Annotated in this window: 28 protein-coding genes; 16 read left to right on the top strand and 12 right to left on the bottom strand. The window is 64.8% G+C overall.

Going from position 1 to position 23,064, the window contains the following annotated elements:
- The 3 genes from lspA to OSH05_RS24375 are packed head-to-tail and all read right to left on the bottom strand — an operon-like array spanning position 1 to position 2,295.
- On the bottom strand, positions 1-498 hold the full coding sequence (lspA, locus tag OSH05_RS24385) for a signal peptidase II (protein ID WP_104220206.1): 498 nt from the start codon (positions 496-498) through the stop codon (positions 1-3).
- Positions 495-1,334, bottom strand: a complete 840-nt coding sequence (locus OSH05_RS24380) for a TrmH family RNA methyltransferase (RefSeq protein WP_104220205.1) — start codon at positions 1,332-1,334, stop codon at positions 495-497. Before OSH05_RS24380 ends, lspA begins: the two co-directional genes overlap by 4 nt.
- A complete protein-coding gene (locus OSH05_RS24375) occupies positions 1,327-2,295 on the bottom strand; it encodes a class I SAM-dependent methyltransferase (protein WP_104220287.1) in 969 nt (322 codons plus the stop codon). Before OSH05_RS24375 ends, OSH05_RS24380 begins: the two co-directional genes overlap by 8 nt.
- A 237-nt stretch (positions 2,296-2,532) precedes the next feature.
- Between OSH05_RS24375 and OSH05_RS24370 the strand changes: the two genes are divergently transcribed.
- From OSH05_RS24370 to bfr, 5 genes are all read left to right on the top strand, one after another.
- Positions 2,533-3,216 carry an SRPBCC family protein gene (locus OSH05_RS24370; protein WP_104220204.1) on the top strand — a complete coding sequence of 228 codons (684 nt, stop codon included), beginning with the start codon at positions 2,533-2,535 and terminating at the stop codon, positions 3,214-3,216.
- 25 nt (positions 3,217-3,241) lie between these two features.
- Entirely contained in the window at positions 3,242-3,742 is a 501-nt protein-coding gene (locus tag OSH05_RS24365) for a (2Fe-2S)-binding protein (RefSeq protein ID WP_104220203.1), read from the top strand.
- Positions 3,735-4,538: an FAD binding domain-containing protein gene (locus tag OSH05_RS24360; RefSeq protein WP_104220202.1), complete on the top strand. Its 804-nt coding sequence runs from the start codon at positions 3,735-3,737 to the stop codon at positions 4,536-4,538. The genes OSH05_RS24365 and OSH05_RS24360 overlap by 8 nt, the downstream gene beginning before the upstream one ends.
- A gap of 82 nt (positions 4,539-4,620) precedes the next feature.
- Positions 4,621-4,872 (top strand): (2Fe-2S)-binding protein, encoded by a 252-nt coding sequence (locus tag OSH05_RS24355; protein WP_266353065.1) that lies wholly within the window; start codon positions 4,621-4,623, stop codon positions 4,870-4,872.
- 81 nt (positions 4,873-4,953) lie between these two features.
- Positions 4,954-5,439, top strand: a complete 486-nt coding sequence (gene bfr / locus OSH05_RS24350; protein WP_104220200.1) for a bacterioferritin — start codon at positions 4,954-4,956, stop codon at positions 5,437-5,439.
- Between the two features lie 54 nt (positions 5,440-5,493).
- On the opposite strand, the gene OSH05_RS24345 is transcribed toward bfr, so the two are convergent.
- The 6 genes from OSH05_RS24345 to OSH05_RS24320 all read right to left on the bottom strand — a co-directional run bounded on the left by OSH05_RS24345 (position 5,494) and on the right by OSH05_RS24320 (position 12,090).
- Complete coding sequence (locus OSH05_RS24345; RefSeq protein ID WP_165801649.1) at positions 5,494-6,945, bottom strand: gamma-aminobutyraldehyde dehydrogenase; 1,452 nt, start codon at positions 6,943-6,945, stop codon at positions 5,494-5,496.
- Between the two features lie 19 nt (positions 6,946-6,964).
- Positions 6,965-7,768: an ABC transporter permease gene (locus OSH05_RS24340; protein ID WP_104220199.1), complete on the bottom strand. Its 804-nt coding sequence runs from the start codon at positions 7,766-7,768 to the stop codon at positions 6,965-6,967.
- Entirely contained in the window at positions 7,758-8,702 is a 945-nt protein-coding gene (locus OSH05_RS24335; RefSeq protein ID WP_104220198.1) for an ABC transporter permease, read from the bottom strand. The genes OSH05_RS24340 and OSH05_RS24335 overlap by 11 nt, the downstream gene beginning before the upstream one ends.
- Positions 8,703-8,705: 3 nt before the next feature.
- A complete protein-coding gene (locus OSH05_RS24330) occupies positions 8,706-9,707 on the bottom strand; it encodes an ABC transporter ATP-binding protein (RefSeq protein WP_104220197.1) in 1,002 nt (333 codons plus the stop codon).
- A gap of 179 nt (positions 9,708-9,886) precedes the next feature.
- Entirely contained in the window at positions 9,887-11,035 is a 1,149-nt protein-coding gene (locus tag OSH05_RS24325; protein WP_104220196.1) for an ABC transporter substrate-binding protein, read from the bottom strand.
- Between the two features lie 131 nt (positions 11,036-11,166).
- A complete protein-coding gene (locus OSH05_RS24320; RefSeq protein ID WP_104220195.1) occupies positions 11,167-12,090 on the bottom strand; it encodes a LysR family transcriptional regulator in 924 nt (307 codons plus the stop codon).
- Between the two features lie 151 nt (positions 12,091-12,241).
- Here OSH05_RS24320 and OSH05_RS24315 point away from each other — a divergent pair, with 151 nt between their 5' ends.
- On the top strand, positions 12,242-13,207 hold the full coding sequence (locus OSH05_RS24315; RefSeq protein ID WP_104220194.1) for a nucleoside hydrolase: 966 nt from the start codon (positions 12,242-12,244) through the stop codon (positions 13,205-13,207).
- Between the two features lie 17 nt (positions 13,208-13,224).
- On the opposite strand, the gene OSH05_RS24310 is transcribed toward OSH05_RS24315, so the two are convergent.
- From OSH05_RS24310 to OSH05_RS24300, 3 genes are all read right to left on the bottom strand, one after another.
- Positions 13,225-13,797 carry a TadE/TadG family type IV pilus assembly protein gene (locus tag OSH05_RS24310; RefSeq protein ID WP_104220193.1) on the bottom strand — a complete coding sequence of 191 codons (573 nt, stop codon included), beginning with the start codon at positions 13,795-13,797 and terminating at the stop codon, positions 13,225-13,227.
- A gap of 8 nt (positions 13,798-13,805) precedes the next feature.
- The gene (locus OSH05_RS24305) at positions 13,806-14,351 is read right to left on the bottom strand and encodes a TadE/TadG family type IV pilus assembly protein (RefSeq protein ID WP_104220192.1); all 546 of its coding nucleotides are present in this window, start codon (positions 14,349-14,351) and stop codon (positions 13,806-13,808) included.
- A 132-nt stretch (positions 14,352-14,483) separates the two neighbouring features.
- Positions 14,484-15,014: a pilus assembly protein N-terminal domain-containing protein gene (locus tag OSH05_RS24300; protein ID WP_104220191.1), complete on the bottom strand. Its 531-nt coding sequence runs from the start codon at positions 15,012-15,014 to the stop codon at positions 14,484-14,486.
- Positions 15,015-15,495: 481 nt separating this feature from the next.
- Between OSH05_RS24300 and OSH05_RS24295 the strand changes: the two genes are divergently transcribed.
- The 10 genes from OSH05_RS24295 to OSH05_RS24250 all read left to right on the top strand — a co-directional run bounded on the left by OSH05_RS24295 (position 15,496) and on the right by OSH05_RS24250 (position 23,064).
- Positions 15,496-15,672: a Flp family type IVb pilin gene (locus OSH05_RS24295; protein ID WP_104220190.1), complete on the top strand. Its 177-nt coding sequence runs from the start codon at positions 15,496-15,498 to the stop codon at positions 15,670-15,672.
- A gap of 90 nt (positions 15,673-15,762) precedes the next feature.
- Positions 15,763-15,939, top strand: a complete 177-nt coding sequence (locus OSH05_RS24290; protein WP_266353060.1) for a Flp family type IVb pilin — start codon at positions 15,763-15,765, stop codon at positions 15,937-15,939.
- 90 nt (positions 15,940-16,029) lie between these two features.
- The gene (locus OSH05_RS24285; RefSeq protein WP_266353058.1) at positions 16,030-16,206 is read left to right on the top strand and encodes a Flp family type IVb pilin; all 177 of its coding nucleotides are present in this window, start codon (positions 16,030-16,032) and stop codon (positions 16,204-16,206) included.
- Positions 16,207-16,266: 60 nt separating this feature from the next.
- Entirely contained in the window at positions 16,267-16,446 is a 180-nt protein-coding gene (locus OSH05_RS24280; RefSeq protein ID WP_104221565.1) for a Flp family type IVb pilin, read from the top strand.
- A gap of 112 nt (positions 16,447-16,558) precedes the next feature.
- Positions 16,559-17,074, top strand: a complete 516-nt coding sequence (locus OSH05_RS24275; RefSeq protein ID WP_266353057.1) for an A24 family peptidase — start codon at positions 16,559-16,561, stop codon at positions 17,072-17,074.
- Between the two features lie 118 nt (positions 17,075-17,192).
- Positions 17,193-18,002: a Flp pilus assembly protein CpaB gene (gene cpaB, locus OSH05_RS24270; RefSeq protein WP_104221567.1), complete on the top strand. Its 810-nt coding sequence runs from the start codon at positions 17,193-17,195 to the stop codon at positions 18,000-18,002.
- A 20-nt stretch (positions 18,003-18,022) separates the two neighbouring features.
- Positions 18,023-19,549 (top strand): type II and III secretion system protein family protein, encoded by a 1,527-nt coding sequence (locus OSH05_RS24265; RefSeq protein WP_165801751.1) that lies wholly within the window; start codon positions 18,023-18,025, stop codon positions 19,547-19,549.
- 49 nt (positions 19,550-19,598) lie between these two features.
- Positions 19,599-20,327 (top strand): CpaD family pilus assembly protein, encoded by a 729-nt coding sequence (locus tag OSH05_RS24260; protein WP_165801752.1) that lies wholly within the window; start codon positions 19,599-19,601, stop codon positions 20,325-20,327.
- On the top strand, positions 20,327-21,616 hold the full coding sequence (locus tag OSH05_RS24255; protein ID WP_104221570.1) for an AAA family ATPase: 1,290 nt from the start codon (positions 20,327-20,329) through the stop codon (positions 21,614-21,616). The genes OSH05_RS24260 and OSH05_RS24255 overlap by 1 nt, the downstream gene beginning before the upstream one ends.
- On the top strand, positions 21,616-23,064 hold the full coding sequence (locus OSH05_RS24250) for a CpaF family protein (RefSeq protein WP_104221571.1): 1,449 nt from the start codon (positions 21,616-21,618) through the stop codon (positions 23,062-23,064). Before OSH05_RS24255 ends, OSH05_RS24250 begins: the two co-directional genes overlap by 1 nt.

The following is a 23,064-nucleotide window of genomic DNA, read 5'->3' as shown; positions in this document are numbered from 1 at the left end:
TCAGACCTTCCGGCCGCCGAGGAGGTAGAACCAGGCGAGCAATACCGGGCCGATCGTGAGCGCCACGTCGGCGAGGTTGAAGACGAAGAAGCCGCGGTCGCCGATATGGAGATAGAGGAAATCGATCACGTGGCCGAGCCGCACGCGGTCGATCAGATTGCCGAGCGCGCCGCCGATGATGAGTGCGAAGCCCGCCGCGACGAGCCGTCCGCCTTCCTTGGCCGAATGCCAGAGATAGAATACGAACAGCGTGATGATCGCCGTCGCCGCAACCAGAACGAGGCTGCCGAGGCCATGGCCGACGGAAAAGGCGACGCCGGTATTGTTGACGCGAAGCAGCGCCAGGATCGGTAGCAGATCGATATAGCGGCCGAATTCGAGTGTCTGGTCGGCGATGAACTTGCTCGCCTGATCGAGCACCAACACCGCGCCGATGATCGACAGGCCGAAGGCGGAGATCGGGCCGGGAACGGCGGTGGGCGCGGCGGTGTCGGTCATGCCAGCTTCAGCTCCGTCCGCCGAATCTCGAACAGCATGACCCCGGTGGCGATGGCTAGGTTCAGCGAGTCGGCGCGCCCCGCTTGCGGGATCTTGACCAGATGGTCGCAGAGCGCCGCGAAGCTGTCGTCGATGCCGGATTGCTCATTGCCCATGAGCAGCAGTACCGGCCGGTCATAGGGAACCTCGCGATAGTCTTCCTGGCCGGATAGATGCGTGCCGACGACTATGCCGGGCCAATTTTTCCGCCAGGCGGCGAATTCGGCCACCGAAAGCCGCGCGAGCGGCACGTGGAAGATCGAACCCATGGTAGCTCGTACCGCCTCGATGCCGAACGGGTCGACCGTGTCGCCGACCAGGATCACGCCCTCGGCGCCAACAGCATCGACGGTGCGGATGATGGTGCCGAGATTGCCAGGATCCTTGATACCCTCCAGCGCCACCCAGACGCCGCGCGGGCTCGGGCGGATCGAGGCGGCGGGCGTCAGGCGCTGTTCGAACACGCCGACGACCATTTGCGGATTATCGCGGCGCGTCATCTTGGAGAGCACGGCGTCCGAGACTTCGAGTACTTCGCCGCCCCGCGCATGGGCTCGGACCGCGACGCGCCGCACGACCGGGTGCGAGGCCACCTTGGCGCCATAGACGAGGATCTTGATCGGCCAGTCTTCCTCGACCGCGTCGGCGACCAGCTTCATGCCCTCGGTGACGAAGAGGCCGCTCTCCTTGCGATATTTCGGCAAGGCGAGCGAGCGGATCTCCTTGATCGTCGGATTGGAGAGGCTGGTGACGCTGCGCACCGCGCCGGGCGCCGCAATCGGGGAATCATCAGCCATGGCGCGACCACCGGGAGAAGAGGGAGGTTGAAAGATATCGCCCGCCGCCTTCCTCGCGCAGCAGCAATTCGCCCGATTCGAGCTTGCCCGGCAGGCCGGCGAGCGCCTCGGCCGTCAATTCGTGAATCGCCATGAAAGAGGCGCGGATCGAATAGGCGGAAAGGCAGAGGAACAGCGCGTCGTCAGCGAGAAGCTGCCGGCAGAGGCGCATCATCTCGGGCAGCCGCTCGAACAGGTCCCAGACCTCGCCATTCGGGCCGCGGCCGAACTTGGGCGGATCGAGGATGATGCCGTCATAGCGCGAGCCGCGGCGGATCTCGCGCTGTACGAACTTCACGGCATCCTCGACGATCCAGCGCACGGGGAGGTCGGCGATGCCGGACATTTCCTGGTTTTCGCGCGCCCAGCCGATCGCCTTTTTCGACGCATCGACATGGGTCACCTGCGCGCCGGCCATGGCGGCGACGAAGGAGGCGATGCCGGTATAGCCGAAGAGGTTCAGGACCTTGGGCGGCTTCTTCGCCTGCCGGCAGATCGACGCGAACCAGGCCCAGTGCATTTCCTGCTCGGGGAAGAAGCCGACATGGCGGAAGGCGGTGAAGCGGCCAAGGAAGCGTACATCGCCGGTGCTGACGTGGATCGGCAGCGGCCAACTCATCGGCCATGTCTCGCCGAGCGGGCGGGGATAGCGCCAGCGGCCGTCGGAATCCTCATCCCTTGCGCCGGTGAAGACGGCGTCGGCCCGTTCCCACTCGGCCTCGGACCGGCGCGGCGCCCACAGCGCCTGTTCTTCCGGGCGAACGATGCGATAGGGACCGTAGCGTTCGAGCTTGCGGCCATGGCCGGAATCGATCAGCGCATAATCGCGCCAGCCTTCCGTCTCCAGCATAACCGGCCAGACGGAGGCAGGCTGTGCGCTGTTGACGGTTCGGTTGCCGGGTTCGGAAGATGCGTTCTGCATGCGCGCTACATAGCCTTCGGCGCGGCGAAAGCCAATCGGCGCGTATGGCAGAACGCCGCTCGCTTGGCCGCTTGCCGTCGCCCGCGCCGACGTGCGACCATGGCAAGGCTTCGGAGGCAGGTTTCGGGCGCTTCGCTCACCGGCCCGGCAGAGATTCATCCGCGCGGAACAACGCGTTTCGGCAACAAGACGGACCGGCGGCGAACGTCGGCTGTCCGGCTCATGGAAGGCACGCCCATGGAAATGACCGGCGAATATCGCATCCCGGCGGATCGCGCCGCGGTCTGGAACGCGCTCAACGATCCAGAGACCCTGAGGGCCGCGATCCCAGGCTGTGAGGAACTCGTTCGCAACGACGACGGCACGATGTCGGCGAAGGTCGTGGTCAAGGTCGGCCCGGTCAAGGCTACGTTCGACGGGAATGTCGCGTTCTCCAATGTGGTCGAGGCCGAGAGCTACACGATTTCCGGCGAGGGCAAGGGCGGCGCTGCCGGCTTTGCCAAGGGCGCGGCCGATGTCAGGCTCGCCGATGATCCGGCCGGCACGCTTCTGACCTATGCCGTGAACGCCCAGGTCGGCGGCAAGCTGGCGCAGCTCGGCTCGCGGCTGATTGATACCACTGCCAAGAAGATGGCCGACGAGTTCTTCGGCGCCCTCGCGGCTCCCTTCGGCGGCGAGGTCCCTGCCATCGGCACGGCGCCGCCGCTGGCGCCGCTTGGCGGCGAGGCAGCTGCGGATGAGGAGTTGGTCGACCGCATCGAACACCGGGTCGAGGACCGCGCCGGGGATCTGGCGGAGGTGGCGGAGGAGGTCGAGGAGGAGCTGGAAGTCGCGGCGGGCCGCGGCATTCTCGGTGGACCCTATGTCTGGGGTCTGATCGCGTTGCTCATCGTGATCGTCATCCTGGCCGTCCTGCACTGAGATCCGAAGAGACGCGGAGGAATAGATGCCGAACATCGAGTTGACCGTGAACGGCACGCCGCGCCGCGCCGAAGTCGAAGGCCGGACCTTGCTGGTGGAACTGTTGCGCGATGGCCTCGGCCTCACCGGCACGCATGTCGGCTGTGATACGTCGCAATGCGGTGCCTGCGTCGTGATCGTGGCCGGCAAGGCGGTGAAGTCGTGCACGCTGCTGGCGGTGCAGGCGGATGGCGAGAGTGTCACCACGATCGAGGGGCTGGCGAGCGGCGATGCGCTTCACCCGATCCAGGCGGCGTTCCACGAGCATCATGCCCTGCAATGCGGCTTCTGCACGCCGGGAATGATCATGGCCACGGTCGACATGATCGAACGCCACGATGCGCGCCTCGACGAGGCGACGATCCGCCATGAGCTGGAGGGCAATCTCTGCCGCTGCACCGGCTATCACAACATCGTCAAGGCGATCCAGGCCGCCTCGGACGCGATCGCGGCGTCGAAGTCGCAAGGGGTCCAGGTCGATGCGTGAGTTCGTCTATCACCGCCCTTTGAGCCTCGCGGAGGCCGAGCGCCTCTTCGCCGCTTCCGCCGAAGGGCGCTATCTTTCGGGCGGGATGACGCTGATCCCAACGATGAAGCAGGGACTGGCGACGCCGGTCGATCTTGTCGACCTCGGGCGGCTGCCGGAACTCAAGATGCTTCTTGTCGAGGACGGCTATCTCGTCGTCGGCGCAGCGACCACGCATACCGAAGTCCAGACCTCGCCGATCGTCGCGGACGCCATTCCGGCGCTCGCCGATCTCGCCGGACAGATCGGCGATCCCCATGTGCGCCATCGCGGCACGATCGGCGGGTCCATTGCCAACAATGATCCGGCTGCCGACTATCCCGCCGCCGTGCTGGCGCTTGGCGCGACGATCGAGACCTCCCGCCGGACGCTCCCGGCAGAGGAATTCTTCCAGGGAATGTTCTCGACCGCTCTGGAAGAGGGCGAGATCGTCACGCGTATCCGCTTCCCGATCCCCGAGCGGGCGGCCTATCGCAAGTTCTCCAACCCGGCTTCGCGCTATGCGATGGCAGGCGTCTTCGTCGCGATGCTCGGCGATGGCGAGGTGCGTGTCGCCGTGACCGGCGCTGGACAGGACGGCGTCTTCCGCGCCAGCGAGATGGAGGACGCGCTTTCGGCCGAGCTCAATCCGGCCGAGATCGAGGCGATCGTCGTCGACCCTGCGACCATGCTATCGGATCTTCATGGCTCGGCCGCCTATCGCGCCAATCTCGTCAAGGTGATGGCGAAACGTGCCGTCGCGGACCTGCTGGCATAGCGCAACTGTCCGTCGAGGCTGGCGATACGGCGCGGCCGACCCTATGTTGCTTCCTCACCGCCCCGTTGGTCTGATCGGCCCGATGATCGTCTGTTCCTGCAACGTCCTCACCAAACGCAACATTCTCGACGTTGCCGAACGGCTCGCCATGGAGCAGCCGGGTCGTCCGATCACGCCGGCGCGCATCTACCGCGCCCTCGGCACCAAGGCGCAATGCACGCTCTGCTTCGCGCTGGTGCGCAAGCTGATCGCCGAATCCGGATTGCTGGTCACCTGCCCGGAACCGCTCGGCAGCGGCAGCGAGGATGAGTACGACCCCGCTGCTTTCGGTTGATGAGCGTCATATTCAGGTTTGACGGAGCCCCGATGCTTCCCTAGTTTGCTGTCTGGAACATTTCCAAAAACGAGGGATTTCATGAAGGGCGACCCCAAGGTCATCGAGTATCTGAACCGCGCCCTCCGTCTCGAATTGACGGCGGTCAGCCAGTACTGGCTGCATTTTCGTCTGCTCGACGATATGGGCTTCAAGAAGCTCGCGAAGAAGGAGCGGGCCGAATCGATCGAGGAGATGCAGCACGCCGACAAGTTGGTGACGCGCATCATCTTCCTCGACGGCTTCCCGAACATGCAGGTGCTCGACCCGCTGGAGATCGGGCAGAACATCAAGGAAATTCTTGAGGCGGATCTGCGCGGCGAGTACACGGCGCGCAATTATTACAAGGACGGTCGCGACATCTGCCACGAGGCGGGCGACTATGTGTCCATGTCGCTGTTCGAGGAACTGATGAAGGACGAGGAAGATCATATCGACTTCCTCGAAACCCAATTGGGCCTTCTCGCCAGCCTCGGCCCCGAGCGCTACGCGCTGCTGCAGTCGGCGCCGGCCGACGAAGCCGAATAGGCTGACCGACTTGTTGTGGAAGGGGCCGCCCGGCTTGGGGCGGCCTCTTTTCGTTCAGGCGTATTTCACCATGACGTGGCGGACGACCGAATAGTCCTCCAGCGCATAGGCTGACAGGTCCTTGCCGTAGCCCGACTGCTTCAGCCCGCCATGCGGCATCTCGTTGGCCAGCATGAAATGGCAATTGATCCAGGTGCAGCCATATTGGAGCTCGGCGGCGGCGGCCATGGCCTTGGAGACGTCACGGGTCCAGACCGACGAAGCGAGGCCATAGTCGGAATCATTGGCCCATCTCACGGCGTCGTCGACGTCATCGAAACGCGTGACCGAGACGACGGGGCCGAACACCTCGCGGCGGACGATCTCGTCGGATTGCAGCGCGCCGGCGACGACCGTCGGCTCGTAGAAGAAGCCCGAGCCTGGGGCGGGCCTGCCGCCCGTCGTGACCTCGACATGCTGGTTCTCGGCGGCTCTCGCGACGAAACTCGCGACGCGGTCGCGCTGGCGGGCTGAGATCAGCGGGCCGATATCGTTTTTCTCGTCGTCTTCATGGCCATAGCCGAGCGAGGCGACGGCGGAGGAAAGGTCGGCGACGAGTTTGTCGTAGATCTTGGCGCCGGCATAGATGCGGCAGGCGGCGGTGCAATCCTGGCCGGCATTGTAATAGCCGAAGATTTTCACGCCCTCGACGACGGCGTCCAGATCGGCATCGTCGAAGACGATGACCGGCGCCTTGCCGCCGAGCTCCAGATGGGTGCGCTTGATCGACTTGGTCGCGGCCGCCAGCACTTTTTTGCCCGTCGCGATATCGCCGGTGAGCGAGATCATCGACACTTTCGGATGATGGATCAGCGCATTGCCGACGCTCTCGCCGCGGCCGACAACGACGTTGAGGACGCCCTCGGGCAGGATCGATGCGGCCAGCTTCGCCAGCTTCAGCGTCGTCAGCGGCGTCTGCTCCGAAGGCTTGATGACGACGGTATTGCCAGCGGCAAGTGCCGGCGCCAGCTTCCAGGCGGCCATCATCAGCGGATAGTTCCACGGCGCGATCGAGGCGACGACGCCGATGGGATCGCGGCGGATCATCGAGGTATGGCCGGGGAGATATTCGCCGGCCGCGCTTCCCGTCTGGACACGGGCTGCGCCCGCAAAAAAGCGGAAGCAGTCGACGACGGCCGGCAGTTCGTCGCGCAGCACCGCCGGATAGGGCTTGCCGCAGTTGAGCGCTTCGAGGGCGGCGAAGGAGGCGGCATCGGCCTCGATGGCGTCGGCGAGCTTCAGCAGCAGGCCGGCGCGGACTCCGGGCGGCGTGCGCGACCACGTTGCGAAGGCCTTGTCTGCCGCGGCGACGGCAGCGTCGATCTGCGAGGGCGATGCTTCGGGCAGGTCGAGGATCGTCTCGCCGGTCTTCGGCGCCAGCACGCGTTCGGCGGTCTCGGTCCCGCCCTCAAAGGACGAGCCGATGAGCATGTCCCGCTCAGTGACGATGGATAGATCGACGGTCATGGTGACCTCCCTTAGGGTCTCACTTGCTGGAGCCCTCGACGGCATCGCCGTCGCGGGTCAGGTAATAGGCTGCGAGGATGGGGATGAGCGTCACGGCGATGACCATGACGGCGACGACATTGGTGACCGGGCGCTGGCGCGGGCGGATCAGCTCGGAGAACATCCAGATCGGCAGCGTCTGCTGCTGGCCGGCGGTGAAGGTGGTGACGATCACTTCGTCGAAGGACAGAGCGAAGGCCAGCATGCCGCCGGCGAGCAGCGCGGTGCCGAGCTGTGGAAGCACGACATAGCGAAAGGTCTGGAAGCCGTCGGCGCCGAGATCCATCGACGCTTCGATCAGCGAACCCTGCGTGCGGCGCAGCCGCGCCACGGCATTGTTGTAGACGACGACGATGCAGAAGGTCGCGTGGCCGATGACGATCGTCCAGAACGAGAACGGTATATCGGCGAGGTTGAGCGCGGCGCGCAGCGCGATGCCGGTGACGATGCCGGGAAGGGCGATCGGCAAGGTGATGAGCAGCGACACGGCTTCGCGGCCGAAAAAGCGGTAGCGGGCGACGGCCGCGGCAGCGAGCGTCCCAAGTACGATGGCGATCCCGGTCGCGACCGTGGCGACACGCAGCGACAGGCCGAGTGCCTGCCAGATGTCCGGCCGGTTCCAGGCGACGGCGAACCAGTTGAGCGTGAAGCCCGGCGGCGGGAACTGGTAGCTCTTCTCCTCCGTCGTGAAGGCGTAGAGGAAGATGAAGGCCAGCGGCAGATGCAGGAACAAGAGGCCCGCGATCGCGGCGATCGTGACGGAAAGGGGCGGCCTAGAGCGCATCGAACGCTCCCATGCGCTTGGCGACCGTCAGGTAGATTCCCATGATGACGATCGGCACGACCGAGAAGGCGGCGGCGAGCGGGATGTTTCCGGCGACGCCCTGCTGCGTGTAGACGGCCTGGCCGAGGAAGAGTGTCGACGAGCCGACGATCTGCGGCGTGATGTAGTCGCCCAGCGTCAGCGAGAAGGTGAAGATCGATCCGGCGACGATACCGGGCAGCGCCAGAGGGAAGATCACCGTCGTGAAGGTTTTGCGCGGGTCGGCGCCCAGGTCTCCGGCCGCCTCGATCAGTGATTTCGGCACGCGCTCCAGCGAGGCCTGGATCGGCAGGATCATGAAGGGTAGCCAGAGATAGAGGAAGACGAGGAAGGTGCCGGTGTAGCTGATCGACAGCGACGGGCCGCCGACGATCGGCAGCGATAGCCAGGCATCGAGCAAGGCGCGCGTGCCGGTGTGATCGGCGAGGTAGGTGACGACGCCTTCCTTGGCGAGGATCAGCTTCCAGGCATAGACGCGCACCAGATAGCTCGACCAGAGCGGCAGCATGATCAGCAGGTAGAAGACGGCCTTCAGCCGGCCCCTGGCGTAGCGGGCCGCGAAATAGGCGATCGGGAAGGCGATCACCGCGCCCAGAAGCGTGACCAGTGCCGCCATCGTCACCGTGCGGATGATGATGTCGAGATTGGCCGGGGCCAGCAGTTCGCCATAGGTCTTCAGCGTGAATTCGCGGACAATCAGCCCTGAGAATTCGTCGATCGAGAAGAAGCTCTGCGCCAGCAGCGCCGCGAGCGATCCGAGATAGGCGATGCCGAGCCAGGCGAGCGGCGGTGCCAGCAGGAGCGCGAGAAAGAGCTTCGGCCGCCGCATGAACAGATCGGACAGCCGGCGGAGCAAGCCGCCTTTTTCGTCGGGGCTGGGCAGAGCGAGGCTCATGCCTCAGCCCTCCAGCGGTTGGGCGGCGTCGGCCGGCCAATCGAGGCGAACGACCGCATTTGCAGGAAGGGCCACTTCACTCGCTGGCGTGACCACGGAGAGCCGGTCCTTGCCAATGGCGATCTGATAGCGGCGGTTGGCGCCTTGATACTGCAGGCTTTCGATCCGCCCCTCGATGCCCGCGCCGTCCACCGCCAGCCGGATCTTTTCCGGACGCAGGCTCCACAGCCGGGTGGGAAGGCCGAGACGTCCGGCCATCTCCGGCTCAATGACATTCGATCCGCCGACGAAATCGGCAACGAAACGCGTTGCCGGCCGCTCATAGACCTCCTCGGGCCGTCCGACCTGCACGATCTTGCCGGCATTGAACACGGCGACGCGGTCGGCCATCGACAGCGCCTCGCCCTGGTCATGGGTGACGAAGACGAAGGTGATGCCGATCCGACGCTGCAGTGTCTTCAGTTCGACCTGCATCTGCTCGCGCAGCTTCAAATCGAGCGCGCCGAGCGGCTCGTCGAGCAGCAGCACCTTCGGATGGTTGATGAGGGCGCGCGCGAGCGCGACGCGCTGGCGCTGGCCACCGGAAAGCTGCGATGGCTTGCGGCCGCCGAAGCCGGAGAGCTGAACGAGATCGAGCATCTCGGCGGCGCGCGCCAGCCGCTCCGCCCTATCGATGCCCTTGACCATCAGCCCATAGGCGACGTTCTGGGCTACCGTCATATGCGGGAAGAGGGCGTAGTCCTGGAACACCGTATTGACGCTGCGCCGATAGGGCGGGACGCCCTCGGCATGCTCGCCGAAGATCTCGATCGTGCCGGAGGAGGGTTGCTCGAAGCCGGCGACGAGGCGCAGGCACGTCGTCTTGCCCGAGCCGGACGGTCCGAGCATGGCGAAGAATTCACCCGCCGCGATATCGAGATCGACGCCGTCCACCGCCCGCGTCTCGCCGAAATGGCGGGAAACGGAGCGGAAGCGGACGGCGGGGATGGCAGTGGTGTCGGTCATTGGGTGTCGTTCGTCCTGTCATTGCCGGGCTTGACCCGGCAATCCAGACTTTCCTTCCTTTTGCTTCGGACGGCTGCTGGCCCCGCCAACGAACTGGATTGCCGGGTCAAGCCCGGCAATGACAGGGGCTGGGGCCAATCAACGCCGTCCGGCACTCCGCCCGTTGGGGCCGGCCCCGCTTATCTTCCGCCGAGGATGGCGATGTAATCCGTCGCCCAGCGGTAATAGGGAACGCAGGTGCCCTGGCTTTCGCATTTCGAGACGGGCGTGCGCCAGAAGTGGATCTTGGCGAATTCGTCGGCGCCGTTGGTGGTGCAGCCGGAATCGCCGAGAAGCGCATTGCCCTTGCAAGCGGCGGGGACGGACGGCACCGAGCCGAACCAGGCCGCGAGGTCGCCCTGAACCTTCGGCGAGATGGAGTGTTCCATCCACTTATAGGCGCAGTTCGGATGCGGCGCGTTGGCATGCATCATCGTCGTATCGGCCCAGCCGGTGGCGCCTTCCTCGGGGATCGTCGAGGCGATCGGCTTGCCATTGGCGACGAGCAGATTGACCTGGAACGGCCAGCTCGACGAGGCGACGAAGCCCTCATTGGTGAAATCGTCGACCTGGACCATGGCGTCGTGCCAATAGCGCGGCACGATCTGGCGCTGGGCGCGGAGAAGCTCCAGAGCAGCCTTGTACTGGTCCTCGTTCAGCTCATAGGGGTCCTTGATGCCGAGCTCTGGCTTGTGGGTCATCAGGTAGAGCGCGGCATCGGCGATGTAGATCGGTCCGTCAAAGGCCTGCACGCGGCCCTTGTTGGTCTTGCCGTCGGGGAGGTTCTGCTCCTCGAATACGACCGACCAGCTTGTCGGAGGCTTCTTGAAGACGTCCTTGTTGTACATGAGCACATTGGAGCCCCACTGATAGGGCACGCCATAATGGACGCCGCCGACCGTGTGCCACGGCGCGGACTGGAGGCGCGGATCGACTTCCTTCCAGCTCGGCACGAGGTCGGTATTGATCGGCTGCACGGTCTTGCCGGCGATGAGGCGGAGCGAGGCGTCGCCCGACGCGGTGACGAGGTCGAAGCCGCCCTCGTTCATCAGCGCCACCATCTCGTCGGAGGTGCCGGCCGTCTTCACTGTGACCTTGCAGCCGGTCTCCTTCTCGAAATCGGTGACCCAGTCATAGGCCTTGTCGGTCTCGCCGCGCTCGATGTAGCCGGCCCAGGCGACGATGGCGACTTCGCCCTCGCCGGCTCCGACAGCCTTCAGCGCATCCTGCGAGAAGGCGGCTCCGGTCTGCGAGACGATCAATGCGGCCGTGGCGACACCGGCGGCCATCCTAGCGATGCTGCGCATGTTGAACTCCCTGCGAGTTGTCCGGGCGGCAGCTCTTCGTCGCGGCGTCCTGCTCCGGGGTGATGCCAGAATGGCGTCAATCGCGCGGTATTCGCCAATATAAAATACAGAACCTAATTATCGGAAATTCCGAAACTGCGGCGATCCGGCCGCTGGGCGCGGCTCAAGGCGATAAAATCGGTGGTTGCGAGGCCGGCATCGGAGCCGCGGCGCCAGACGATACCGCTCTTGACCATGGGCAGCGCCTCGACCGCCGGGCGCGCCTCGATGCGGTCTCCCTCCAGCGACCAGGGCCGGTAGACGAGGTCGGGCAGGATCGCGATGCCGGCGCCGGTTCCCACGAGGCTGCGCACCGCCTCGACCGAGCGCGTGCGAAAGGCGACGCGCGGCCGGAAGCCGTGTTCGCGCCAGAAGCCTCGGGTGGTCTCCTCGATCTCGTCGATAGAAAGCACCACATGTGTCTCTTCGGCGAGTTCGCTGAGCGGCACCTCGCGCATCGCGGCGAGCCGATGTCCCTGCGGCAGCCAGATTCGATAGGGCGTTTCGCCGAGAATCTCCATTCTGAGGGCAGGGTCGACCGGACGGTCGGGCATGATCATCACGGCGACGTCCAGTTCGCCATTGATGAGCAGATGCTCCAGATAGTCGCTCGTATCCTCGATCGCCGCGACGTCGACGGCAGGGTGGGCGCGGCGGAAGCGGGCGAGAAGGTCGGAGAGCACATAACCGGCGACGAGCGCGGTGACGCCGATCATCAGCCGCCCCGATATATCTGCCTCGTCGCCCAGCGATCGGCGGGCATCGGCAACGGCCTCCAGGACGCGTTCGGCGCGCCGGAGGAAGATCTGGCCCGGCCGCGTCAGCGCCATGCCACGCCCCGAACGCTCGATCAGCACGACGCCGAGATCGGCCTCCAGTTCCTTGACCGCCTCGGTCACGGTCGATTGCGACACGGAAAGCTGCTGTGCCGCGCCCGAGATCGAGCCCGTATCGGCGACGGCGACGAAATATTGCAGCTGGCGGAACTTGAAGGCCATGCCATGCAAGGAAGCATGACGACCGGCGCTCCGAAAGGGCTGCTTGCGCTTTTGCACGGCATGGCTTCTTGACGCCGCGCGCGAGGCGCTTCTACCTTGCGGCCGCCTCGCTCGAGGCGATTTTTCCGCAGCGCCCGCAAGGAAGCCCGCCATGGCCAAGAAGCTCATTCTCGACGTCGATACCGGCACGGACGATGCCGTGGCGATCATGCTGGCGGCGCTGCATCCCGAGATCGAGCTGATCGGCGTCACGACGGTGAACGGCAATGTCGCGGTTCAATATTGCACCGACAATTCGCTGCGCGTGCTGGATCACATCGGCCGCTCCGACATCCCCGTCTATCAGGGCGCGGATCGGCCGCTGGTGCGCACCGGCCACCCGGTGATCAACCGCTATGACGAGGGCGGCGAGAAGTATCATCCTGAGGAGCTGCCGATCGCGCCGGCGCGCTCGACGAAGGCCGACAAGACGGCGGCCGAGTTCCTGATCGAGACCTATCGCAAGGCGACCGATCCGATCACGCTGATGGCTGTCGGCCCGCTCACCAATGTCGCCGCTGCGCTGGCCGCCGATCCGGACTTCGTCAGGCGCGTGCCCGAGCTCATCATCATGGGCGGCGGCTATGCCTTCGGCAATGTGACGGCAACGGCGGAGTTCAACATCTGGGCCGATGCCGAGGCGGCGGCGCGTGTTCTGAATGCGGGCTTTGCCAAGGTCACGCTGGTCACGCTCGACGCCACGCATGAGGCGCTGATGACCAATGCCGATTGCGACCGTCTCGCCGCGCTCGGTACCCCGGCCGGCCAGGCGACCGCCGATATCGTGCGCTTCCGCATCGGCGTCCACGACGCCTATCAGAAGATGGGCGAGCATGGCGGCGCGGCGCCGGTACATGACGCCGTCTGCGTCGCCTATCTCGTTGATCGCGCCATAGTCTCGACCACGCCCTATTTCGTCGAGGTGGAGACGGCAAGCCCGCTCTCGGTCGGTACGACCTATGTCGACACCCAGTTCCGCACCGGCGGCAAGCCGAACGTCGATCTGGGGCTCCATGCCGATGCGCGCGGCTTTGTCGAGATGCTGGCCGAGATCTTCGCGCGGCCGCATGGTGCGTGAGGATCGGCGTCCGAAGATCAGCCGCAGGACGGGCCGGTGATCGCCTTGCCCGAGCGGGGCGCCTGGTAGAGCTGGTCGTGGATGGTGATCGACTTCGGCAGCACGTAGCCGATCATCGGCTTGTAGGCATATTCGGCCTTCACGAGCACGAGGAACCCGTTGGCCGCCTGGAGCGCGGCCGGCACGGCGACCGCGGTTCCCTTGGCGGGGCAGGTTGCGCCGTGCAGGGTCTGGGCCCAGCTCACCGTCGCCTTCTTGTTGGCGTCCATGGTGATGGCGGTGACGGTTACCTTCAGCGGCGTGTCGCTGAAGGGCGTCAGGATGGCTGAGCCCGCCTCGAAGATGTCCTGCATTTCAGCTGTGTTGGCGATGGCCGTATCCTGAGCGACGAGATCGGAGATGGCGCTCGCGGCATGCGAGACCTTGCGCTTGGCCGAAAGCCCCTCCGTGACCTCGACGCCGCCGACATAGAGCACGAGCATGACCGGAAGAATGAGCGCGAATTCCAGCGCTGCCATGCCGGATTCGGCGCGGGCAAAGCGCCGGACGGAGGCGAAGGGGGGGCGGGCCGACAGCGCCGTGTTGAGCATCGGAAATCTCACCAGGAGAATGGTTCGTTGCGGAAGGCGGTGACGGCGGCGAGGAGGTGGTTGCCGTTGAGCGAACTGTCCTTCGCCAGGAGATTCAGCATGGCGGGCCACTCGTAGTAGACGCGAACGACGACGATGTCGGTGCCATGCCCGGCATCATATTTAAACTTCGAATCATCGAAGCTTCCGTCCGCCTTCACCGGCGTCCCGACATCGGCGCTCGAAAAATCGGTTGTCGTGCGGACATCGACCTTGATCCCCGAGCAGGTAAACAGAGGCGTCACGCCGTCGCAGACCTTCTGCCGGAACGCCGCCGCATCGAACCCGCTTTGCTGCGCCTGGCCGGTTCGAATGAGCCGCGAGGCTTCGCTGGTGGCATTGTCGAGGGCGCTGTCGGCGAAATAAAGAATGCCTGTCTCGATGATCGCCCCCATCATCGCGATGAAGGGAAGCGCGATCAGCGCGAATTCCACGGCCGTGGCGCCGCTGCTGTCCTTGCGGAAGCCCCGCCTCGCGCGCCGGGTCGGCAGATTGTCATCCTCTATGCGTCGCATGAAGCGGGTCCCTGGGCGCCGAAACCGATCGGCCGCACATCCGAGTTAACCGCTAGCAAACAGGCATTGAGGAATGTTTGTTGGCTTTGTCGAAAATCGGAGAGGTCCGGGTAACGCTCCGCTAACCAACGCTCAGTTGGCCGCCGCCGGCTGTCCGCCGCTGGTCGCATTCTGGACGATATCCGACCGGCTCTGGAACTGGCCCTTCACGATGTCGAAGGTCTGCGGTGAATCGCCCATGGAGAGGGTGGGCTGACAATCCGGCGAACAGGAGAAACTGCGGCGCGTGTCGCCGCTATAGACGGTGACGACATCATCATTGGGGGAGGAAACGGTAATCAACTGGTCAGCGATCGGCTCGCCGGCCTGGTCGAGCACGATCAAATTGGTCGTGCCGAAGCTGCGTCCGGTGATGATGAGCGTCAGGCGATCCTGAATAGTGGCGTCGGCGATCGCCGGATTGCCGAGGATCACTGTCGCCGCCGGGCGCGCGATGCGCATGACCTTGGCGCGGTCGAGCCGGACGTCGATCGCCTCGCTCGCATGCGCCATTCCGTTCGCGATCAGGATCGCTGCCGGAACCGCGAAGGCCAGAAGCGCGAGACGCCGGCAAGCCAGACGGCTGGGCGCCCTGCTCAGCGCGTCGCTTCCGTTCATCACCATGAAACACCCCGATCCCGGCCTTTTCGCCGGACCAATAGTGCCGTGCGATGGTGAATGAAGGCTTAAACGGCCGGTCGGCGTTAACGATTGCCCTCAATCCGCGGCGGCCGGTGCCGCTGGACCCGCTCGCGCCTCGTTCAGAACCGTCGATTCGGAGTGTTTTCGCCGTTTCGTATGGGCCCGCCTGCAGTGGCTCTTGCGGGCATGCTGAATGCCATCCTAATGGACGCGGTTAATTTCAGGTTAAAAATACTATAGCGATTTGAAAAGACGTTATCTTACAATTGTATCGAAGTGGACCGCCGATTTATAGTTAATAAATCGAAAAACGATGCATGATTTACTCGAATTTTATTTAATAAAGACGCAGGAGCCGGCTGCTACGTTGATCCTCGTTGGGGCCACGAAGCAAAGACGAAGTGGACCTCGGGAAAGTTCAACTAAGTCAACGCCTTTGTTCCTTGGCATCCAGGAGAGTATGATGAAGTCTTTCGTCACCCGTTTCGTGAACAACGAGTCCGGCGCCACCGCGATCGAATACGGCTTGCTGGCCGCGCTCGTCGGCTGCGGCATCATCGTCGCCGCGACGACGCTCGCCACCGACATCTCGACGCTGTTCACCAACATCGGCACCAAGCTTTCCGGCACCGCCGTCTAAGCGAAGGCCGCACCGGCGACGCGGCGCTTTGGTAGCGCCGCCGATCCGACAACCCTCCCAATCCAATCCATCCACATCAGGAAACCTGCCATGAAGATGCTCCTCGTCCGCTTCGCCAACAACGAGTCCGGCGCCACCGCGATCGAGTACGGCCTGCTGGCCGCGCTGGTCGGCTGCGGCATCATCGTTGCCGCGACGACGCTCGCCACCGACATCTCGACGCTGTTCACCAACATCGGCACCAAGCTTTCCGGCACCGCCGTCTAAGCGCAACTGCTCAGGAAGCGCGGCGCCCTTGCGGCGCCGCGGACCCGACACATCTCCCAATCCATCCTCATTCGCATCAGGAAACCTGCCATGAAGACGCTTCTCGTCCGCTTCGCCAACAACGAGTCCGGCGCCACCGCGATCGAATACGGCCTGCTGGCCGCGCTTGTCGGCTGCGGCATCATCGTCGCCGCCACGACGCTCGCCACCGACATCTCGACGCTGTTCACCAATATCGGCACCAAGCTCTCCGGCACCGCCGTCTAAGGACGCAGCCAGCGCCGCGACGACTTTGCGTCCTTTTCCACCAGAACTGGAAAGCTCGACATGAAGACTGTTCTCCTCCGCTTCGCGGCGAATGAGTCCGGCGCCACCGCGATCGAATACGGCATGCTCGCCTCGCTCGTCGGCTGCGGCATCATCGTCGCGGCGACGACGCTCGGTACCGACATCTCGACGTTCTTCACGACGGTCGGCACCAAGCTGGCGGGCACGGTCGTTCCGTAGTCCGCGCAGCACGCACTCCCCGGCGGCGCCCTGGCGCCGCTGAAGAACAGATCGAAGCATCGCGATCTCCTGCGGACGCGATGCTTCGCCAGCACAGCGACAGGGATCGGCGATGACGTCTCTACTGCAATCGATGCTCTATCTGGTTTTCCCGGCGATCATGGCCTGGACCGCGATATCCGACATCGCGACGATGACGATATCGAACCGGGTCTCTCTGTTGCTCGCCGCGTCCTTCTTCGTCATCGCGCCGATCTACGGATTTCCGCTTGAGGCGCTCGGCACGCATCTTCTTGCCGGGCTTCTGGTCCTTGGCGTCGGGATCGTCTTCTTCTCCCGCGGCTGGATCGGTGGCGGCGATGCCAAGATGGCAGCGGCGGCCGCGATCTGGCTCGGATTCGACCAGCTCATGCCGTTCGTCGTCGCCTCGGCAGTGTTCGGTGGCGTCCTGACGCTGATGATCCTGATCCTGCGCCGACAGACGCTTCCGGCCTTCGCCCTGCAGCAGGACTGGCTGACACGGCTGCATGACCGCAGCGAAGGCGTCCCCTACGGCGTCGCGATCGCGGCCGGCGGCCTCTTCGTCTTCCCGGCGACGCCGTTCGTTCAACTCGCCTTGGGCGGCTGAAAGCGCCGCGTTCATAAATCGTTAGCTACGTATTCTCACGTCTCGTTAACCATACTTACACGTTTGCGTGGCGAGATGGGTCCGGGGTTTCGGATCGTCAGCACTCAGGGGAAATACAATGAAGACGGCGCGCGTCGTCGTGATCGGTGTCGCCCTCGTGGCTGGCCTTGCCGCTGCCATGCTGGCGCGCAATCTGACGGCACCGAAGGTTGTCGTCACGCAGGACGCGGCTCCGGCGCCCGTCACCGAGACCGCGAATGTGCTGGTTGCAACGCGGGACCTGCCGATGGGGACGACGCTCGATGCCGCCGCCTTCCAGTGGCAATCCTGGCCGAAGGCCGGCGTCGCTCCTGCCTATGTCACGCAGGCTGCCAAGCCCAACGCCGCCGATGAGCTGGCGGGATCCATCGCTCGTACCAGTTTCGTCGCCGGGGAACCGATCAACGAGGCGAAGCTGATCCGATCGGATCGCGGCTTCATGTCGGCAATACTGCCGGCCGGCAAGCGCGCGGTCGCCACGGCGATCAGCGCCGATACTTCGGCCGGCGGCTTCATCCTTCCCAACGATCATGTCGACGTGATCATGACCCGCCAGCTCCAGAACGGCTCCGAACCGGGCGGTCGCTACGTCACCGAAACCGTGCTGGGCAATGTCCGCGTGCTGGCGATCGACCAGACCATCGGCGAGAAGGACGGCGAGAAGGTCGTTGTCGGACAGACCGCGACGCTCGAGCTGAGCGCCGAGCAGGCGCAAATCCTCACCATCGCCCAGCAGATGAGCCAGAAGCTCACGCTCGCTCTGCGCAGCCTCGCCGATGCCTCCGACACGGCGAGCCCGGATGCGAGCCATCTTCTCAACAATCAGCGAACCGGCAACGGCGTCATGCTGGTTCGCAACGGCGTCGCCAGGCAGGTCGAGCTGCAATGATCACCGTGGGAACAAGAAGCATGAAGTTGAGGGCGCTCGGGTCGCGCATCGTCGCCTCGTGGCGAAACCAGCTTGTCCGGCGCTCGGCGGCGATTGCTATCGGATTAGGGCTGGTCGCCGCGATGCCGGCGGCAGCCAGCGCCGGAGATAATGCCGTCTCCCTGCCGATGGGGGCCTCCGAGACGCTGTCGCTCGGCTACCACAAGTCCAAGATCATCGATTTGCCGCGCAATGCGCGCGACGTCGTCGTGTCCGATCCGAGGATCGCGACCGCCGTGCTGCGTAATTCGCGGCGCATTTTCCTGACCGGCGTCACCATCGGCCAAGCCGACCTTTTCGTGCTCGACCAGTCCGGCCAGCAGATCCTGCATCTTTCACTGCTCGTCGAGCGCGACATGGCGGCGCTGGAGAGCGCTCTGCGCCGGATGATCCCGGAAGGCCGGATAAAGGTCGAGGTGCTCAACGACAATCTGGTGCTGACCGGTACGGTGAAGAACGCCGGCGACTCGAACAAGGCGCAGCAGCTTGCCAACATGTTCGCCAATGGCAGCCAGAATACCGGCGTCTCGAATAGCAGCACCGCTGGCGGTGCCAGCGGCGAAAACGACGCGGGAAGCGGTGTGTCGACCAGCCCTGGCGGGATCCGCAACAGTAATGTCGTCAACCTCCTGACGATCGAGGGCGAGGACCAGGTCCAGCTCAAGGTCACGGTCGCCGAGATCGATCGCAACGTCGCCAAGCAGCTCGGTGTCAATCTCCACGCCGTCGGCGGCAGCATCGCGGCGCTGGCCACCAACAATCCCTTTGCCATCGCCGGCCCGCTGTTCGACCCGATCAACCAGGCCGTCGGACGTGCGACCAGCGGCAATTCCTCGATCACCGCGCAGCTTCAGGCCATGGAGCAGGACGGTGTCGTCCGCGTCCTCGCCGAGCCGACGCTGACGGCGATTTCCGGCGAGCCCGCGACCTTCCTGGCCGGCGGCGAGTTCCCGGTGCCGACCAGCTATGACGCGACCAACAACCAGCTCACCGTCACCTACAAATCCTATGGCGTGTCGCTCGCCTTCACCCCGATCGTGCTGTCGGAGGGACGGATCAGCCTCAAGGTCAAGACCGAGGCCTCCGACATCTCCAACGAGGGTGCGGTCTCGATGGGCGACTACAAGATCCCGAGCCTCAAGGTTCGCCGTGCCGAGAGCACCCTCGAGCTTCCCTCGGGCGGCTCGCTCGTCCTTGGCGGGCTGCTGCAGGACAATATCCAGCAGGCGCTAACCGGGTTTCCCGTGCTGATGGACGTGCCGATCCTCGGTTCGTTGTTCAAGAGCCGCGACTTCAAGCGCAACCAGACCGAACTCGTCATCATCGTGACGCCCTATATGGCGCGTCCCACGGCCCGCACGGCGCTGGCTCGTCCCGATGACGGCTTCGAGACGCCGAGCGATGCGTCGGTGACGTTCCTCGGCCGGCTCAACCGGATCTACGGCACGGTCGGACATCCGGTGCCGCGCGGCTCTTACGCCGGCTACTACGGCTTCATCTACGACTAGGACGGGCGGAGCCCATTCCATGACATCGCGCGCCACTCAGGAAACCGCCATGCATCCGCCCCGCGCCCGCAAACCGCTCGGCATCCTCGTCTCGCTGCTGGCCCTGACGGTGCTCGGCGGCTGCGTGAACACGAAATACGATGTCACGGGAGCGACGCTCGGTCCCGACGATTATCGGGTCCGCCATCCGATCCTGATCAACCAGCAGATTGCAACGATGGATCTGCCGGTCGGCCCGGATGTGCCGAAGCTCTCGACGCGCATGCGTGGCAACATCACTGGCTTCGCCCAGCAATATGCCATCGCGGATGCGTCGGCGATGGCGATCATCGTGCCGAGCAATTCTGCCAATGCCAGAGCCGCGACCGGCATCGCCCGGCAGGCAGCGGATGCGCTCGTCGCGGCCGGTGTCCCGCGCAAGCAGATCGACGTGCGCAGCTATCCCGCCGGCGCCGAAGAGGCGGAGGCGCCGGTCCGCCTCGCCTTCGCGCGGATCGGCGCCCATGTCGATGGCTGCGGTCAGTGGCCGATGGAAGACGGCAAGATGTGGATGAAGACCGAGAACCGCAGCTATTACAATTTCGGCTGCGCCACGCAGCAGAACCTCGCCGCGCAGGTCACCAATCCGCTCGACCTGCTCTATCCGCGGGGAATGTCGTCGGCCGATGCCACGCGCCGCATGGTGGTGCTCGGCAACTACGAAAAGGGGACGAACCCCTCGGGCGAGTACAAGGGGCTCGACAAGGTCGATATCGCGACCGGCGTAGGAGGCCAGTGATGATCCAGCTGGCGCTTCAGGAGGCTCCAACTCCCCGAGCCGGCAGCCTCGGATCTGCCGATCTCGGCCATGTGCGGCCGATCCCGCGCATCTCGATCCAGGCCTTCTGCGAGGGCGCCGATTTCGCGGCTATCGTCGAGAAGGCGGCAACCGATCGCCGTATGAGCCGCGCCCATGTCAAGGTGCAGATGGGTGGGCTCGCCGCGGCGGCTGAATTCTATCACGCTGCGCCGACGCCGAACCTGATCCTCGCCGAGACGCATCTGGCCGGCGAAAGGCTGATCGCCGAACTCGACCATCTGGCCGAAGTCTGCGACGCCGGCACCAAGATCGTCATTGTTGGCCGCGCCAACGATGTCGAGCTCTACCGCCTGCTGATCCGCCGCGGCGTCAGCGAATATCTGGTCGGCCCGGTCAGCGCCCCCGACATCATCAAGTCGATCGCCGATCTCTATCTCGATACCGGCAAGGCGCCGCTCGGCCGCTCGATCGCCTTTGTCGGCGCCAAGGGTGGCGCGGGCTCGTCCATGGTGGCGCACAATGTCGCCTGGTCGATTGCCCGGAACCTCCAGAACGAAGTCGTGATCGCCGATCTGGACGTCGCGTTCGGCACGGCCGGGCTCGATTTCAACCAGGACCCGGCTCAGGGCATTTCCGATGCGATCCATTCGCCCGAGCGTCTCGACGATACTTTTCTCGACCGGCTTCTCGCGCGCTGCTCGGACCATCTCAGCCTTCTCGCGGCGCCGGCGACGCTCGATCGCACCTGCGACTATGACGAGACGACCTTCGAGGCGATGATCGAAGTCGCCCAGAACGGCGTCCCGGCGGTGATCCTCGATATTCCGCATGTCTGGACGGCCTGGGCGCGCCGCGTGCTCATCGCCGCCGACGAGATCGTGCTGACCGCCGAGCCGGATCTTGCCAATCTGCGCAACGCGAAGAACCTTCTCGATATGCTCCGCACGCTGCGGCAGGGCGACGCGCCGCCGCGGCTCGTCATCAACAAACAGGGCATGGCCAAGCGGCCCGAGATCAAGGTTGCTGATTTCACGGCCGCGCTGGCGATCGAGCCGATCGCCGTCATCGGCTTCGAGCCTCAGCTTTTCGGCACCGCCGCCAATAATGGGCAGATGATCGCCGAGACCGACCCGAAGAGCGCGGCTGCCGCGGCCTTCGATCACATCGCGCAGATTCTCACCGGGCGGGTCGACGTGAAGCCGAAGAGAACGTCGGCTCTGGCGCCGCTGCTGGCACGTCTGCGGAGCCGCAAAAGCGGAGCGGCGTGATGTTCGGCAAGCGCGGTACCCTGGACGCCAGACCCGAGGCGAAGCCCATCGCCCCGGCTCCCGTGCGGGCGAACCCGCAGCCAGAGCGACGGGCAGCCCCGTCCGCTGTGCCCTCGCTCGTCAGCCAGGATGGCGGTTCGATCCGTCGCTCCACGGAGTTCTATGAGGTCAAGGCAAGCATCTTCTCGGCGCTGATCGAGACGATCGATCTGGCGCAGCTCTCCAAGCTCGACGTCGAAACCGCGCGTGAGGAAATTCGTGACATCGTCGGCGATATCGTCTCGCTGAAGTCGATCGTCATGTCGATCGCCGAGCAGGAAGACATGCTCGACGACATCTGCAACGACGTGCTCGGCTATGGCCCGCTCGAGCCCCTGCTGGCGCGCGACGACATCACCGACATCATGGTCAACGGCGCCCACTCGACTTACATCGAGGTGCAGGGCCGGATGCAGGCCACAGGCGTCCATTTTCGCGACAACACGCAGCTGATGAACATCTGCCAGCGCATTGTCAGCCAAGTAGGCCGCCGGGTCGACGAATCCTCGCCGATCTGCGACGCGCGTCTTCCAGACGGCAGCCGCGTCAACGTCATTGCGCCGCCGCTGGCGATCGACGGGCCGACGCTGACGATCCGCAAGTTCCGCAAGGACAAGCTGACGCTGGGGCAACTGGTCAAATACGGGACGATCACGGCGGAAGGCGCGACCGTGCTGGAGATCATCGGCCGCTCGCGCTGCAATGTTGTGATCTCCGGCGGCACCGGCTCCGGCAAGACGACGCTGCTCAACTGCCTCACCGCCTTCATCGAGCAGCAGGAGCGCATCATCACCTGCGAGGATGCGGCCGAGCTGCAATTGCAGCAGCCGCATGTCGTGCGCCTCGAGACGCGGCCGCCCAATCTCGAGGGCGAGGGCGAGATCACGATGCGCGATCTGGTCCGCAATTGCCTGCGCATGCGGCCGGAGCGGATCATCGTCGGCGAAGTGCGCGGACCGGAAGCGTTCGACCTGTTGCAGGCGATGAACACGGGCCATGACGGCTCGATGGGCACGCTGCACGCCAACAGCCCGCGCGAGGCGATCTCACGCCTCGAATCGATGATCACCATGGGTGGCTTCAACCTGCCGTCGAAGACGCTCAAGGAAATGATCGTCAATTCCGTCGACGTCGTGGTCCAGGTCATGCGGCTCCGCGACGGATCGCGCCGCATAACCCATGTCACCGAGATCCTGGGCATGGAGGGCGACGTCGTCACCATGCAGGACATCTTCGTGTTCGACATGCTCGGCGAAGACGCCAATGGCCGGATCCTCGGCCGGCATCGCTCGACCGGCATCGGCCGTCCGCGCTTCTGGGAGCGGGCGCGCTATTTCAACGAGGAAAATCGTCTGGCCGCGGCGCTTGATGCTGCCGACAAGGGCGAGGCCGCCCTTCAGCCGGGATAG

This window comes from Kaistia algarum (genome assembly GCF_026343945.1).
Classification (GTDB): Bacteria; Pseudomonadota; Alphaproteobacteria; order Rhizobiales; family Kaistiaceae; genus Kaistia; species Kaistia algarum.
This window is presented reverse-complemented; position numbering and strand designations above follow the sequence as displayed.

What these genes read in the sequence shown, in the direction of transcription:
- lspA (WP_104220206.1), bottom strand. Translation starts at nt 498, where the DNA reads ATGACCGACACCGCCGCGCCCACCGCCGTTCCCGGCCCGATCTCCGCC.
- OSH05_RS24380 (WP_104220205.1), bottom strand. Translation starts at nt 1,334, where the DNA reads ATGGCTGATGATTCCCCGATTGCGGCGCCCGGCGCGGTGCGCAGCGTC.
- OSH05_RS24375 (WP_104220287.1), bottom strand. Translation starts at nt 2,295, where the DNA reads ATGCAGAACGCATCTTCCGAACCCGGCAACCGAACCGTCAACAGCGCA.
- OSH05_RS24370 (WP_104220204.1), top strand. Translation starts at nt 2,533, where the DNA reads ATGGAAATGACCGGCGAATATCGCATCCCGGCGGATCGCGCCGCGGTC.
- OSH05_RS24365 (WP_104220203.1), top strand. Translation starts at nt 3,242, where the DNA reads ATGCCGAACATCGAGTTGACCGTGAACGGCACGCCGCGCCGCGCCGAA.
- OSH05_RS24360 (WP_104220202.1), top strand. Translation starts at nt 3,735, where the DNA reads ATGCGTGAGTTCGTCTATCACCGCCCTTTGAGCCTCGCGGAGGCCGAG.
- OSH05_RS24355 (WP_266353065.1), top strand. Translation starts at nt 4,621, where the DNA reads ATGATCGTCTGTTCCTGCAACGTCCTCACCAAACGCAACATTCTCGAC.
- bfr (WP_104220200.1), top strand. Translation starts at nt 4,954, where the DNA reads ATGAAGGGCGACCCCAAGGTCATCGAGTATCTGAACCGCGCCCTCCGT.
- OSH05_RS24345 (WP_165801649.1), bottom strand. Translation starts at nt 6,945, where the DNA reads ATGACCGTCGATCTATCCATCGTCACTGAGCGGGACATGCTCATCGGC.
- OSH05_RS24340 (WP_104220199.1), bottom strand. Translation starts at nt 7,768, where the DNA reads ATGCGCTCTAGGCCGCCCCTTTCCGTCACGATCGCCGCGATCGCGGGC.
- OSH05_RS24335 (WP_104220198.1), bottom strand. Translation starts at nt 8,702, where the DNA reads ATGAGCCTCGCTCTGCCCAGCCCCGACGAAAAAGGCGGCTTGCTCCGC.
- OSH05_RS24330 (WP_104220197.1), bottom strand. Translation starts at nt 9,707, where the DNA reads ATGACCGACACCACTGCCATCCCCGCCGTCCGCTTCCGCTCCGTTTCC.
- OSH05_RS24325 (WP_104220196.1), bottom strand. Translation starts at nt 11,035, where the DNA reads ATGGCCGCCGGTGTCGCCACGGCCGCATTGATCGTCTCGCAGACCGGA.
- OSH05_RS24320 (WP_104220195.1), bottom strand. Translation starts at nt 12,090, where the DNA reads ATGGCCTTCAAGTTCCGCCAGCTGCAATATTTCGTCGCCGTCGCCGAT.
- OSH05_RS24315 (WP_104220194.1), top strand. Translation starts at nt 12,242, where the DNA reads ATGGCCAAGAAGCTCATTCTCGACGTCGATACCGGCACGGACGATGCC.
- OSH05_RS24310 (WP_104220193.1), bottom strand. Translation starts at nt 13,797, where the DNA reads ATGCTCAACACGGCGCTGTCGGCCCGCCCCCCCTTCGCCTCCGTCCGG.
- OSH05_RS24305 (WP_104220192.1), bottom strand. Translation starts at nt 14,351, where the DNA reads ATGCGACGCATAGAGGATGACAATCTGCCGACCCGGCGCGCGAGGCGG.
- OSH05_RS24300 (WP_104220191.1), bottom strand. Translation starts at nt 15,014, where the DNA reads ATGGTGATGAACGGAAGCGACGCGCTGAGCAGGGCGCCCAGCCGTCTG.
- OSH05_RS24295 (WP_104220190.1), top strand. Translation starts at nt 15,496, where the DNA reads ATGAAGTCTTTCGTCACCCGTTTCGTGAACAACGAGTCCGGCGCCACC.
- OSH05_RS24290 (WP_266353060.1), top strand. Translation starts at nt 15,763, where the DNA reads ATGAAGATGCTCCTCGTCCGCTTCGCCAACAACGAGTCCGGCGCCACC.
- OSH05_RS24285 (WP_266353058.1), top strand. Translation starts at nt 16,030, where the DNA reads ATGAAGACGCTTCTCGTCCGCTTCGCCAACAACGAGTCCGGCGCCACC.
- OSH05_RS24280 (WP_104221565.1), top strand. Translation starts at nt 16,267, where the DNA reads ATGAAGACTGTTCTCCTCCGCTTCGCGGCGAATGAGTCCGGCGCCACC.
- OSH05_RS24275 (WP_266353057.1), top strand. Translation starts at nt 16,559, where the DNA reads ATGACGTCTCTACTGCAATCGATGCTCTATCTGGTTTTCCCGGCGATC.
- cpaB (WP_104221567.1), top strand. Translation starts at nt 17,193, where the DNA reads ATGAAGACGGCGCGCGTCGTCGTGATCGGTGTCGCCCTCGTGGCTGGC.
- OSH05_RS24265 (WP_165801751.1), top strand. Translation starts at nt 18,023, where the DNA reads ATGAAGTTGAGGGCGCTCGGGTCGCGCATCGTCGCCTCGTGGCGAAAC.
- OSH05_RS24260 (WP_165801752.1), top strand. Translation starts at nt 19,599, where the DNA reads ATGCATCCGCCCCGCGCCCGCAAACCGCTCGGCATCCTCGTCTCGCTG.
- OSH05_RS24255 (WP_104221570.1), top strand. Translation starts at nt 20,327, where the DNA reads ATGATCCAGCTGGCGCTTCAGGAGGCTCCAACTCCCCGAGCCGGCAGC.
- OSH05_RS24250 (WP_104221571.1), top strand. Translation starts at nt 21,616, where the DNA reads ATGTTCGGCAAGCGCGGTACCCTGGACGCCAGACCCGAGGCGAAGCCC.